General features: G+C 48.4%; 11 protein-coding genes. 5 read left to right on the top strand and 6 right to left on the bottom strand.

Annotated elements, in window-relative coordinates; translation table 11 throughout:
• Positions 1-223: 223 nt before the first annotated feature.
• Positions 224-1,084, bottom strand: a complete 861-nt coding sequence (locus CRN96_RS05615) for a LysR family transcriptional regulator (RefSeq protein WP_097040000.1) — start codon at positions 1,082-1,084, stop codon at positions 224-226.
• 138 nt (positions 1,085-1,222) lie between these two features.
• Between CRN96_RS05615 and CRN96_RS05610 the strand changes: the two genes are divergently transcribed.
• From CRN96_RS05610 to CRN96_RS05600, 3 genes are all read left to right on the top strand, one after another.
• Positions 1,223-2,632 (top strand): MFS transporter, encoded by a 1,410-nt coding sequence (locus CRN96_RS05610; protein ID WP_097039998.1) that lies wholly within the window; start codon positions 1,223-1,225, stop codon positions 2,630-2,632.
• Between the two features lie 213 nt (positions 2,633-2,845).
• Complete coding sequence (locus CRN96_RS05605) at positions 2,846-4,543, top strand: glutathione ABC transporter substrate-binding protein (RefSeq protein WP_097039996.1); 1,698 nt, start codon at positions 2,846-2,848, stop codon at positions 4,541-4,543.
• Between the two features lie 162 nt (positions 4,544-4,705).
• Positions 4,706-6,376, top strand: coding sequence for a glutathione ABC transporter substrate-binding protein (locus CRN96_RS05600; RefSeq protein ID WP_342745137.1), 1,671 nt, complete (start codon positions 4,706-4,708; stop codon positions 6,374-6,376).
• Between the two features lie 188 nt (positions 6,377-6,564).
• Here CRN96_RS05600 and CRN96_RS13235 read toward each other — a convergent pair whose 3' ends face one another.
• The 4 genes from CRN96_RS13235 to CRN96_RS05585 all read right to left on the bottom strand — a co-directional run bounded on the left by CRN96_RS13235 (position 6,565) and on the right by CRN96_RS05585 (position 8,325).
• Positions 6,565-6,711 (bottom strand): hypothetical protein, encoded by a 147-nt coding sequence (locus CRN96_RS13235; RefSeq protein WP_179647122.1) that lies wholly within the window; start codon positions 6,709-6,711, stop codon positions 6,565-6,567.
• 30 nt (positions 6,712-6,741) lie between these two features.
• Positions 6,742-7,212 (bottom strand): immunoglobulin-like domain-containing protein, encoded by a 471-nt coding sequence (locus tag CRN96_RS05595; protein WP_097039991.1) that lies wholly within the window; start codon positions 7,210-7,212, stop codon positions 6,742-6,744.
• Positions 7,213-7,614: 402 nt separating this feature from the next.
• Positions 7,615-7,935: a hypothetical protein gene (locus CRN96_RS05590; RefSeq protein ID WP_097039989.1), complete on the bottom strand. Its 321-nt coding sequence runs from the start codon at positions 7,933-7,935 to the stop codon at positions 7,615-7,617.
• A 156-nt stretch (positions 7,936-8,091) separates the two neighbouring features.
• The gene (locus tag CRN96_RS05585; RefSeq protein ID WP_097039987.1) at positions 8,092-8,325 is read right to left on the bottom strand and encodes a heavy-metal-associated domain-containing protein; all 234 of its coding nucleotides are present in this window, start codon (positions 8,323-8,325) and stop codon (positions 8,092-8,094) included.
• A 744-nt stretch (positions 8,326-9,069) separates the two neighbouring features.
• On the opposite strand from CRN96_RS05585, the gene CRN96_RS05580 reads away from it, so the two are divergent.
• Positions 9,070-9,840, top strand: a complete 771-nt coding sequence (locus CRN96_RS05580; RefSeq protein ID WP_097039985.1) for a serine hydrolase — start codon at positions 9,070-9,072, stop codon at positions 9,838-9,840.
• 90 nt (positions 9,841-9,930) lie between these two features.
• A complete protein-coding gene (locus CRN96_RS05575) occupies positions 9,931-10,689 on the top strand; it encodes an SDR family NAD(P)-dependent oxidoreductase (RefSeq protein ID WP_245844557.1) in 759 nt (252 codons plus the stop codon).
• 84 nt (positions 10,690-10,773) lie between these two features.
• Here CRN96_RS05575 and ggt read toward each other — a convergent pair whose 3' ends face one another.
• The gene (gene ggt, locus CRN96_RS05570; RefSeq protein WP_097039983.1) at positions 10,774-12,531 is read right to left on the bottom strand and encodes a gamma-glutamyltransferase; all 1,758 of its coding nucleotides are present in this window, start codon (positions 12,529-12,531) and stop codon (positions 10,774-10,776) included.
• Positions 12,532-12,600: the final 69 nt, after the last annotated feature.

The following is a 12,600-nucleotide window of genomic DNA, read 5'->3' as shown; positions in this document are numbered from 1 at the left end:
ATTTCTTCGGGAAGACCTAGCAGAACCCCGTTGGTCGGCGCCTCCGTCCGGAATATCTCATGGAAACCTGACAGGCAGTGAGGCGATGTTTATTCCGTCTGGAAAAACTCCCGGAAACCTGACAGAATGTCTCTGGCAGACACCTCCGTCCGGATTTCTTTGAGAAAACCAGACAGAGGCCCGCTTACCCACGTTTCCATCCGGCAGGACGGGAGAAATCTGTCTAACCGAGCAGGTAGCCGTGCGTCATTTTGATGCAGTCTTCCATAACGGGGGAGAAGTGCCTGTTCTTCATGAAGGAGAGGTACAGGTCGGGGCTCTTCAAGTCGTGCTGAAGGTTGATGCTCTTCACATCGTCGTCGGTGTAGTGCTTGGCGTAAAATTCCGGTATGACGGCGAACCCGAGGCCTTTTTTGACGAGCCGCACTGCGGTGCCGATCGTGTCCACACGGATGATGTTCCTGAACTGCAGGTTATTCTCCTGGAGGAATTTATTGAGCACAGTAGAGTTTTCGATGAATATCAGAGTATGTGCCGTCAGATCCTCAAGCCTCACGACCTGAAGCGGGAAATCCTTATGCACGAGCACCGAGTAGACATTCTGCCCGAGATGGATCGATTCCATGCCGTCTTCAAGGTAATTCAGGGTGGTGAGTCCGAAGTGCAGCTGGTGCGTCTTGACCTGTTTGATGATGTGCGTCGTCGTGCCTTCCGTCAGCTGGATATCGAGGTCGTTGTATTTATCAAGGTAGATCTCAAACAGCTCCGGCGTGACCATCCTGAAAGTTTCAGTGATGCCCACCTTCAGCTTGCCGCTCCCTTTCTTCCTTATATACTGCACTTCGTCTTCCATATTGCCGTACATCGACAGCACGAGCTTCACATGCTGGTAAAACTCGGCGCCGGCATCGGTCAGCTTGAACATGCCGTCGTTCCGTTCAAGCAGCCGGAAGCCGAGTTCTTCTTCAAGTTTGCTCAAAGACATGCTGAGAGAGGGCTGGGAAATATAGAGGGCGTTGGCTGCCCAGCTGATTTTTCCGTGCTTCACGATGGCATCAAAGTAACGCAATTGTTTGATATCCATGGCTTTCTTCTCCTTATATAAATAAAATTTATAGTTACATAACTTTTATATACTATTCAAATAAAATTATAGCATGTATTATGAGATTACGTTAAAAATATCACACAATAACTTCAGTTATAAGTTAGGATGAAACTCATGAAAGCGTCTTCTAAGAAGAATAATATTTATATAGTAGGTATGGTCATGGCCGTGCTGACATTCTGGCTGTTTGCAAACTCGATGATCAACATCATTCCCGCCATGAGCGCGGATATGGATGTATCAGCCGGTGTGCTGAATATCGCAACGAGTCTCACAGCCCTGTTCTCCGGGCTGTTCATCGTCGTTGCGGGTGGTCTCTCCGACCGTTCGGGCCGTAAGAAAATGACTTATATCGGTCTGATACTGAGCATAGTGGGGAGTATCCTCGTGATGCTTGCGCAGGGCCCGCTGTTCCTGATCACCGGCCGTGCGATCCAAGGTATTTCAGCGGCGTTCATCATGCCTGCGACGATTTCCCTGATCAAGACGGCATTTGATGAAAAAGACCGCCAGCGTGCACTCAGCTATTGGTCTTTCGGTTCATGGGGCGGCGGGGGTGTTGCGACACTCGCAGGCGGACTGATCGCAACTTATATGGGCTGGAGATGGGTCTTCGTCATCTCCATCATCGTGGCACTGATTGCAATGTGGATTTTGAGGGACATCAAGGAAAGCAAGGCGAACGACCACAATAAAGCACCGTTCGACTACGGCGGATTCGTTTTATTCGTACTGGTGCTGCTCGGCGTGAACATCATCGTCACCCAGGGTCAGGAGATCGGCTGGACAAGTCCGCTGATGATCGGATTGATGGTCGTGACATTACTGCTGCTTGCGGTATTCTTCGAATATGAGAAGAGAAGGAAGCATCAGTTCATCGATTTCAGCCTGTTCAAAATCAAGCCGTATACAGGGGCGGTCGTCTCGAACTTCCTGCAGAATGGAATCATTGCATCCATCGTCGTTGCGAATATCTACGTACAGGTCGCAAGGGGCTTCACTTCATTTGAAGCAGGACTGCTCACGATCGGACATATCATCACACTGCTTGTGATGATCCGGGTCGGGGAGCGCATGCTCCAGACGATGGGCGCAAGGAAGCCGATGCTATGGTCGATCCTGATCGCATCACTCGGGATGAGCATGGCTGCCATGACATTCCTGCCGGATACAGCGTATATCGTCGTAGTATTCATCGGATTCCTGATTGCGGGTGTCGGGGTCGGCATGTATGCCACACCTTCAATGGATACATCACTCGTCCACATCAATAATGATCAGGTGGGCATCGCCTCAGGCATCTACAAGATGGCGAGCTCACTCGGAAATTCATTCGGCATCGCGATTTCGACGGCCGTATACGGCACAGTGCAGCTGATGACGGACAACATCCATGTCGCAGGTGCACTGGGGATACTCACCGCATTCGTTTTTGGAATCATTTCATTCTGGGTCGTCGCAAAGACGATTTCACCGGAAGAGGGACTGGCTTCGGAATCATTCGAAATGGCAGGTAAAGCTTGATATCAACTTTCATAGGCTGCAGGGCTCACGCCCTGCGGTCTTTTTTATTTCGCCGTCACTGAACTTTGATAATATTTAAATTAAAACAAATTATTAGAAAATTATATTGGTTAAGAAGGGCGATTATGGTAAAGTTTATATAAGATATGCAGTAGCCTACATATTTATGTGAAAGCTGATGTATATTCACAAAAGTGTATAGGGGGAAAAAGAATGAGAAAGTATTTGATGCTTTCATTGATGTCTGTGTTCGTTCTGGTGCTTGCAGCATGTGCGGATGATTCAGATGTCGATGAAGAAGCTGCAGGGGACAACGCCGATGACGGCGATGCAGCGACGGAGGAATCTGTATCCGGTGATATCGTGGTCGCCATGCAGGATGATGCGGTTTCACTGGATCCGCACGGCAGTAACGACTCTGCCTCATCACAGGTGCGTCAGAACATTTACGAAAGTTTAGTGCAACAGGATGCAAATATGGAACTGGTTCCGGGTCTTGCAGAGGAATGGGAATCCGTTGAGGAAGATGTATGGAACCTGACACTCAGGGAAGGTACGACATTCCACAGCGGTGAAGAATTCACTGCCGAAGATGTCAAAGCGACATTCGACAGGGTGCGTGATGAAGCGGTCGCTTCAGAAGTCGCTTTCCTGTTTGAAATGATCGAGGAAGTTGAAATCGTGGGCGACTACGAAGTCAACCTCCATACGGAATATCCTTTTGCGCCGCTGCCGAGCCACCTGGCACACAACACGGGCGGCATCATGAGCAAATCACTGATCGATGAAGACTATCAGAATGCTTTGGATGAAGCGGGTGTCGACATGACTGCCGATGAATACTATGAACTCCGTGAAGAAGGCGGGGACGAGTATGAAGAAGTCATGGATCAGATTTCAGGAGACATCGGCAACGTCATCAGCTCCAACCCTGATGGCACGAACCATGGTGTCCTTGAAGAACGCAACCCTGGACAGGAAACGGTCCTCACGAAATTTGAAGATTTCCAGGGCGGGGAGCGGAACTTTGATTCAGTCACTTTCCGTGTCATCCCTGAAGTGAGTGCAAGGCTTGCCGAACTTGAAACAGGCGGTGTACAGGTTGCACGCGACATCGATGCATCCAACGCACAGCGTGTTGAAAGCGGTGAAAACACCGAGCTGCTGGAGCAGGAGTCACTGCGTACGGACTACCTCGGTTTCAACACCCAGAAAGAACCTTTCGACGATGAGAAAGTGAGACAGGCGATTGCACACGCGATCGATACTGAAGCAATCGTTGAAGGCGTGTACGACGGCATGGGCATTTCGGCAACACACCCGATCCCGCCGGATGTCTGGGGTTATGACGACAGCCTTGAAGGCCAGCAGTACGACCTCGACAGGGCGAAGGAACTGCTTGCTGAAAGCGATCATCCAGACGGATTCTCAACCGAATTATGGGTAAGGGATGACCAGATGATCGTCGATACAGCACTGTATATCCAGGAGAGCCTCGGTGAACTGAACATCGATGTGCAGGTTGAGCAGATGGAGTGGGGCGCGTTCCTCGACAGGACAGGCCAGGGCGACCAGGAAATGTACCTGCTCGGCTGGACGACTGTAACGGCGGATGCGGACTACGGATTATATGCACTGCATCATTCCGATAACTTCGGCGCCGTCGGCAACCGTTCATTCTATGCGAATGACGAACTCGACGAAGCACTCGATGACGGCAGGACCGAATCGGATGAAGATGCACGTGCAGAAGCTTACTCCACAGCACAGCAGATCATCATAGAAGAAGCGCCGATTGCACCGATCGTGCATTCCAACTTCTCAATCGGTGTCGATACAAACCAGGTTGAAGGCGTAGAGCTGGATGCCCTCGGTGATGTAAGACTCGAGAATGTGACGTTCAACGAGTAATTGAAAAAGGTTTCAACAGATGACCCCAAAGCGGATTTTGGGGTCATTTTTATTTTTGGAGGTCTTTATTTCGAAAACTATGTGAATTTTTTAATGAACTTCCGTCACTCAGCACATTAATGTGTTAAAGTATTAGTGATTTTATATGAAGGAGGAATAATGATGAATAAATACATATTGCTTATGATGACGGGCGTGCTTGCTTTGGTGCTGTCGGCCTGCGCGGATGATTCCAATGTGGAGGAAGCGGCGGATGGAGGGGAAGCGGCAGCCGGTGATCTTGTAATCGCCATGCAGGATGACGTCGTCTCCATCGACCCGCACGGCAGCAACGACACTGCTTCTGCGCAGGTGCGCATGAATATATACGAGACGCTGGTGAACCAGACCATGGAGATGGAACTCACCGCGGGTCTTGCCGAGGAATGGGAGACCATTGAAGATGATGTCTGGAACTTCCAGTTGAGGGAGGGTACGACCTTCCACAGTGGTGAGGGATTCACGGCAGAAGATGTGAAGGCGACGCTCGACCGTGTGAATGATGAGGCGGTCGCATCGGAAGCGGCATTCCTGTTCGAAATGATCGAGGAAGTGGAAATCGTCGGCGATTATGAAGTGAACATCCATACCGAATTTCCATTCGCACCGCTGCCGAGCCACCTCGCGCACAACACCGGCGGCATCATCAGCAAGTCGCTGATCGATGAGGACTATCAGAATGCGCTTGATGAAGCGGGCGTCGATATGACGGCAGATGAGTACTACGAACTCCGCGAAGGCGGCGGGGATGAGTATGAGGAAGTCATGGACCAGATTTCGGAACATGTCGGTTCGGTGATCGGCTCGGAGACGGACGGCACGAACCATGCGATGCTTGAGGAACGGAATCCGGGGCAGGAAACGGTCCTGACGAAATTTGAGGATTTCCAGGGTGAAAGCGGCGAACGCGGCTTTGATACAGTGACTTTCCGCGTCATCCCGGAGTCCGGTGCGAGGCTTGCAGAGCTTGAAACGGGCGGCGTCCAGATCGTCCGTGACATCGATTCTGCGAATGCGGACCGGGTCGAAAGCGGTGAAAATACAGAGCTTTTAGAGCAGGAATCATCCCGTACAGATTATCTGGGCTTCAACACTGAAAAGGCGCCGTTTGATGACGTGCGTGTCAGACAGGCCATCGCTTATGCGATCGACAGGGACATGATCGTCGAAGGTGTCTTTGACAACATGGGCATTGCCGCCACACACCCGATCGCACCTGATGTATGGGGTTATGACGATTCACTGGACGGCCGTGAATATGACCTCGACAGGGCGAAGGAACTGCTTGCCGAAAGTGATCATCCGGACGGTTTCTCTACCGAACTATGGGTGAGGGACGATCAGATGAACGTCGATACTGCACTGTATATCCAGGAAAGCCTTGCGGAGCTCGGCATCGAAGTTTCGGTGGAACAGCTCGAATGGGGCACGTTCCTGGAACGGACCGGCCAGGGCGACCATGAAATGTTCGCAATGGGCTGGACGACGGTGACCGGTGATGCCGACAACGGATTATACGCACTGTATCATTCAGAGAATAAAGGTGCGACAGGCAACCGCTCATTTTATTCGAATGACGAACTGGATGCAGCACTCGATGCGGGGCGGAGCGAGGCTGATGAAGGCGACCGTGCCGATGCCTATTCGGCTGCACAGGAAATCATCATTGAAGAAGCACCAACGGTCTCACTCGTCCATCCGAACTTCGCGGTCGGCGTGGATGCATCACAGGTTGACGGCGTGGCGATCGACCCAATCGGCCTTGTGCGCATAGAAAATCTGACATTCAAATAATTTATAGCAGGTCGGGACATAAGTCCCGGCCTTTTTTGCATTTTGAGGATCTTTATGGGGGCGGCGAGGCTTGCTGTTTAGATGGTGCATACGGCGCTGCAGAGTTACCATGAAAACGCGATTTACGATACCATGCAAATCGCGTTTATTGTTACCAGCTGAATCGGCAGTGTGGGTGCCACTTTATACTATCCTCCGTAAAGATGCACCACTCCATCCGTTTCTCTGCGGTAAATCGCCGTCGCCCATTCACGGTCCATTTTCTTTTCCGCATTGTTATCACCGTATGTTCTTGCCTTGCCGATAAGTAAATGTGCCACTTTGCCGAGTTCCATATTATGCCTCCAGCGTTTTAAATTATAGGGTTAAATCACTTTAAACTCATCTGTCAACCAGAATACGTTTTCTTCATCATGATACCTGAAAGCTTTGACGACACGGTAAACACCGCTGTTCAAAGTCAGGTGATACTCTTCAAGATCGATAATGATTTCATCAATTTCTCCAGGTGATATCACCTTACCATAATTATCAAATTCTGAAAAATCAGAAAAGGCCATGTCGTCAAAAGCGAGCATATACCACTCGCTTCCGACTTTCTTTTCAATATAGAAAAACTCACCGTAACCAAATAAAGAGTGGCCGGAATTTATAATATTCAGTTCGATGATTGTCTCCTCCGGCTGCCCGACTGTCATATACAAATCATTTTTTGAACCGGGCAGGTCCTGCCTGGGGCTTGGTTCATCAAGTAAATCCGGAGTGATCGGTGTGATACATGCAGTCAAAATAAATGGAATGAATAACATCATCATAAGGAGTGAATATTTTTTCATTCAAACACCTTCCTCACCCCTATTATATGCCAATATGTAAAAAGGCGAAGAGACCTCCGCCCTAATTTTCCATCATCTTAATATTTTTATCATTGAATTTCGTGATTTTCAGTACTGACAGAGCGATTTTGAGCCTAGTTAATGATAAAGATTATACCAGTTACCACCATTAGAAGCTCTATGGGTGACTGCGTTTTAAATAAACCATGAAATTCGAATTATATTCGATGGGATATTTTTCTAATAAAACAAAGTATTTAAACAGAGACATTTTATGTCACGCATTTTTCATATAAAAAACCCCAAGCATCCCTGTGGTTATAGGATTCTTGGGGTTTGGACCATCAAACTTGAGATATTGATTCCTATGGCACCTGGAACTTCCCCAACCTCGAGATCCAGTTACTTGTGATGCGCATCCATTAGCAACTCCAGTTTTGTATCCACAGCTTCGATGGAAGATTTGTCCAGATGGGAGTCATCGTATTGTATACCATGGCCTCTCAGGACCTGGTTCAGTTTAGGATGAAGGCTCTCCAAAGTATAGTTTTCCATCTCACCCGGTTCGCCCCCGTGGGCCCTGCAAAGATCATTTACTTTAGAGTGTAATGACTCGATAGTGTTTAAATCCACTTCCGTTTCATCAAATTCCACCCCGTGGTCCTTCAAAAGGAAATTCAACTTTTCATGATACTTTTCATAGTCTCGACTATGTTCACTCATAATATTCCCTCCAAGATATATTCATCTTAAAACTTAATTATAGTGTACCCACTTTGGTTGAAATTAAGCCCTTACATATTTTTTGATTCATGATAAAAGATCCCAGACAATCGATGGAATATCTGGGATCAGTTAAAGTGAAAATGATTAATTTGATCAGGCAACTTTTACTTTTGATTTGGTGACCGGGTACCCCAGGTTTTCAATCGCATTTTCTATATTTTCAATCGTTGTGACTGCTTCATCAAAATCTGCTTTGACTTTACTTGCGTTGAACATGACTTTGACACTGTCTTTTTCCACACCGTCCAAACCTTTTACAGCGTTATCAATCTTCTGGATACATGATGGACATGATAAAGTTTCTAATTGAATGGTTGCTTTTTGCATAATATATCTCTCCTATTTATAATTTTTATCCGTTTCTTTCTCTACAATTCAAGTATACGACTTTTTGCCGTTAAAATAATTGATGTAAATCAATTTTTGATTGGTCATTTAAAATTCTTGATTTTCTCAGGCAAGGCGCTTTGTTTCATCATCTTTCTGCTGCATTGGCGCTTCTGCCTCTTGGACGGTAAATCATCAATCTCGTCGCATTGAATGCCATCTCCATAAATGTGCCGAGTGTCACTTGAATGCGACACTCAAAGCATTTATAGCACGCTTACCATTTTAAAGATAATCTGGCATAAAAAAATCCTCAGGATGAGGATAGTGGTGACATATGCTTCGATTCAGGTGGTATCGAGGCGTGCGATTTTGGTGGTAACATTTACGCCGACGCAGTGGTAACATCAGAACGCCGTAAGCAGATGGCCTTAAAAATCTTGCTATCTGAACGTTTGAAGGACCTTGCTGTTTAGTTAACCTTAAAAATCCAACTAACTAAACACCTGGGGCCCCTCACTGTTTAGATAACCTTAAAAATTTCGACTATCTAAACGTTTGAAGGCCCTTGCTGTTTAGATGGCCTGAAAAATTCAGCTGTCTGAACGTTTGAAGACCTTAACTGTGCAGATAGTCCTGAAAACCTCTCCATCTGAACGTTTCAATGGACGGCCGGGGCTTATGTGTGTCTGTTGTACATCTTCAATAACTCGATTATGATGATGTATAAAGGGGGGAGTCACCATGATGAAAGAAGAGATAGACATGCTGGTGCGGCAGCAGTCGACGAAAAACATCTCGTATGTGATCGAACACGAAGGGGAAGTGATCCGTCACCGGGAAAATAAAGTCCACCGCTCGGCGAGCGTCGTCAAAATACCGCTCTGCCTTGCAGCGTTGAAAAAGGCGCACGATGTGGGCAGGGACGACCTGCTGCTCGTTAAAAAGAAAGTCGGCGGTTCGGGGGTGCTTCATGCACTGAATGATGTGGAAGTGATTCCGCTGAAGGATACGGTGGTCCTTGCGATGATCGTCTCGGACAATACGGCATCCAATATGCTGATGGACTATGTCGGATTTAAAAATATTGAGAAATCGTTCAAAGAGTGGGGCATCAACGACTCGGTGCTCGGGCGGCATTTTATGGATACATCGGGGGATGCGCCTAAAATATCGAACACCGCCACTGCCGAAGATATGATGACGGCATTGAACCTTATATATGAAGAAAATAAATTCATCCCGGAGCCTGTGAGGCAGGATATGCAGAAGCATATGCGCAATTCGCAGTTCAACGACCGCGTCGGCGGTGCGCTGAATGACGGCGGGGATGAGGATCATATCACCGTGTCCAATAAGACGGGCACGCTCGATAACCTTGAGCATGACATCGGAGTGCTGCAGTCGAAGGATAAGACCGTGAAATTCTCTGTATTTTCTGCCGGTTGGAACAGCAACCTCGAGGCACGGTATTTCCTGAATAATTTGGGGAAGATACTTCTAAAGCACTTTTAAAATTATCAGAACAGGGTATACGATGAATGCAGGCAAATTTCTACATGCCTTGAAAAAGGGCAGTTTAATCTGCTTATAGGAGGAATTACATTGGGTAAGTTAGATAATAAAGTAGCATTCATCACGGGCGCCGGATCCGGCATGGGTGCGGCACAATCGCTTTTGTTCGCTAAAGAAGGTGCTAAGATTATAGCAGCTGATATTAATCTTGAAGGCGTTAAAAAAATTGTTGAGAAAATTAAAGAAGACGGTGGAGAAGCGGTTGCTGTCGAGATAGACGTTTCCGACAGCTCAAGCGTGAAGGACGCAGTGAAAGAAGGACTTGAGTCTTTTGAAAGAATAGATGTCTTAAGTAATACGGCTGGTGTACTTGACGATTATGCACCGACGTTAGAAACATCTGAAGAACTTTGGGATAAAATTATCAATATTAATCTTAAAGGAGTATACAATGTTACGAATGCAGTGCTGCCACAGATGATCGACAATAAAGAAGGCGTCGTCATCAATATCGCATCCATCGCAGCATTTGTTGCAGGTGGTGGTGGAGCGGCTTACACGGCTGCTAAACACGGCATTGCGGGCTATACAAAACAACTGTCATTCGACTATGGTAATAAAGGCATCAGAGCGAATGCTATTGCACCCGGCGCAGTTGAGTCAGGTATGACAAAAGAGATATTTGAAAGCGGAGATGCAGCTGTCATGGAATCTGTGAACTCTGTACCTGCTGGCCGTTATGGCAGCCCGGAAGAAATCGCCACTGCTGCCTTATTCTTGGCGAGTGAAGATTCATCGTTCATGCATGGAGCAATTATGCCGGTAGATGGTGGATGGTTAGTTAAGTAAACTTCAAATTTCATTTCGAAAAAGCAAACGCACAGTCCAATTTTGGACTGTGCGTTTTTTAATAGCTATTCATATTTACTGGAATTACTCAAGTTCGAGTCCGAATGATGCGCCGTTCCTGTTTTCATCTGTAGAGCCTGTGTAGATGCCTTCGTCAGGATCGTACATGATGCTGCTCACGTTGCCGATCGGTGCCGGCTCGTCAGTGAAGCCGTGGCCCATATCGTTCAACTGTGAAATCACGTCTTCAGGGATGCCTTCCTCATGGAGGTAGTTGTCCGGGTTGTTCGTGAATATCCTAGGTTCGTTCAGTGCATCTTCGAGAGGCAGGTCATACTCATATGTGTTCAGTATCGTCTGAAGCACGGAAGTGATGATCGTCTGACCGCCCGGTGATCCGACTGTGAGCACCGGCTGGCCGTCATTGAAGACGATCGTCGGCGTCATGCTGCTGAGCGGGCGTTTATTCGGCTGAACTTCGTTTGCACCGCCCGGCTCTGCGTCAAAGTCGGTCAGTTCGTTGTTCAACAGGAAGCCGTATTCCGGCACCATGATGCCCGATCCGAAGACCTGCTCGATGGTGGTCGTGTAAGATACGACGTTGCCGTATGAATCGACGACGGAGTAGTGGGTCGTCTGGCCGTCCACCCTGTCACCCGGCTGGGCGACCGCACCCTGTCTTTCGAAGTCTTCCTGGTAAGGCATGACATCTCCCGCTTCAGGATTTTCAATTACGGAATCAAGGCTGATGAGGTTGCGTCTTTCTTCAATATAATCCGGATGGAGCAGACCTTCCACCGGCACATCGACGAACTCAGGGTCGCCTGCATATTCTGCACGGTCCGCATAAGCGAGATGCATCGTTTCAGCGAGCAAATGATATTTCTCGACCGACTTGATGTCGTACTGTGATAAGTCGAAGCCGTCAAGGATGCCGAGCATCTGAAGGAGGAAGACCCCGCCTGAACTTGGCGGCGGCATCGTTGCGATGTCGTAATCTTTATACTGTCCCCAAACAGGCTCATCTATTGTGACATCATACTTCTGCATGTCCTCCACGGCAAGCGTACCGCCAAATTCCTGTACGGTGTCGGCAACCGCTTCTGCGATTTCACCGTTGTAGAAGACATCGGTTCCCTGCTCGCTGATCATTCTTAATGTATGCGCAAGATCCGGCTGGACGAGCATGTCACCTTCAGCAAGTGGGTTGCCCTCACTGAAGAACACTTCGCTTGCGGCACTCCTTTCGAGTTTCTCCGCATGTGTCTCTATTTCACCCGCGAGGAAGTCATCAATCGGGAAACCTTCTTCGGCAAGCGCAATCGCCGGGGCGATCAGGTCATGCATGGCGATCGTCCCCCACATGTTGTGGCTGGTCTCAAGTCCCGCTGCAGTGCCCGGGACACCGACCGAGTTGCCGTGGATTACACGGTCTTCAAAATCCATCGGTTCTCCGTCATCACCGAGGAACATTTCCGGATCGGCACCTCCCGGTGCACGCTCACGGCTGTTGATGATCGTCGTTTCCTTCGTCGCTGCATCATACACCATCATGAAACCGCCGCCGCCGATGCCCGACATCATAGGCTCGGTCACCGTCAACGCGTACTGCATGGCGATTGCGGCATCCACCGCATTACCGCCGGACTCCAGAACATCAAGCCCGACCTGGGAGGCGAGCGGGTGGGCGGAAACAATCATGCCGTCACTGCCGGTCGCCGTATTGTTTTCCGTCCCGTAATCCGGCTGGAAGGATGAAGCGGCCGCAAACTGGGATAAAGTGACGGCCGTGAGCAGCGCCACCCCTGCAATCATGCTGAGACGTCTGAGGAAAGATTTCATAAAAAACACTCCTTAAGATAGTTTTAATGATTCAATCGTCGTGACTGCCGGCTACATCTTACTGAATTC

It is taken from the genome of Salinicoccus kekensis, assembly GCF_900220995.1.
Taxonomy (GTDB): Bacteria; Bacillota; Bacilli; order Staphylococcales; family Salinicoccaceae; genus Lacicoccus; species Lacicoccus kekensis.
The sequence above is the reverse complement of the archived record's forward strand: the minus strand, read 5'-3'. Positions and strand labels throughout refer to the sequence as shown.

Bases quoted from the DNA above. Each gene is read 5' to 3' on its own strand.
- CRN96_RS05595 (WP_097039991.1), bottom strand. From the start codon at position 7,212: ATGAAAAAATATTCACTCCTTATGATGATGTTATTCATTCCATTTATT.
- CRN96_RS05615 (WP_097040000.1), bottom strand. From the start codon at position 1,084: ATGGATATCAAACAATTGCGTTACTTTGATGCCATCGTGAAGCACGGA.
- ggt (WP_097039983.1), bottom strand. From the start codon at position 12,531: ATGAAATCTTTCCTCAGACGTCTCAGCATGATTGCAGGGGTGGCGCTG.
- CRN96_RS05590 (WP_097039989.1), bottom strand. From the start codon at position 7,935: ATGAGTGAACATAGTCGAGACTATGAAAAGTATCATGAAAAGTTGAAT.
- CRN96_RS05585 (WP_097039987.1), bottom strand. From the start codon at position 8,325: ATGCAAAAAGCAACCATTCAATTAGAAACTTTATCATGTCCATCATGT.
- CRN96_RS05605 (WP_097039996.1), top strand. From the start codon at position 2,846: ATGAGAAAGTATTTGATGCTTTCATTGATGTCTGTGTTCGTTCTGGTG.
- CRN96_RS05580 (WP_097039985.1), top strand. From the start codon at position 9,070: ATGATGAAAGAAGAGATAGACATGCTGGTGCGGCAGCAGTCGACGAAA.
- CRN96_RS05610 (WP_097039998.1), top strand. From the start codon at position 1,223: ATGAAAGCGTCTTCTAAGAAGAATAATATTTATATAGTAGGTATGGTC.
- CRN96_RS13235 (WP_179647122.1), bottom strand. From the start codon at position 6,711: ATGGAACTCGGCAAAGTGGCACATTTACTTATCGGCAAGGCAAGAACA.
- CRN96_RS05600 (WP_342745137.1), top strand. From the start codon at position 4,706: ATGAATAAATACATATTGCTTATGATGACGGGCGTGCTTGCTTTGGTG.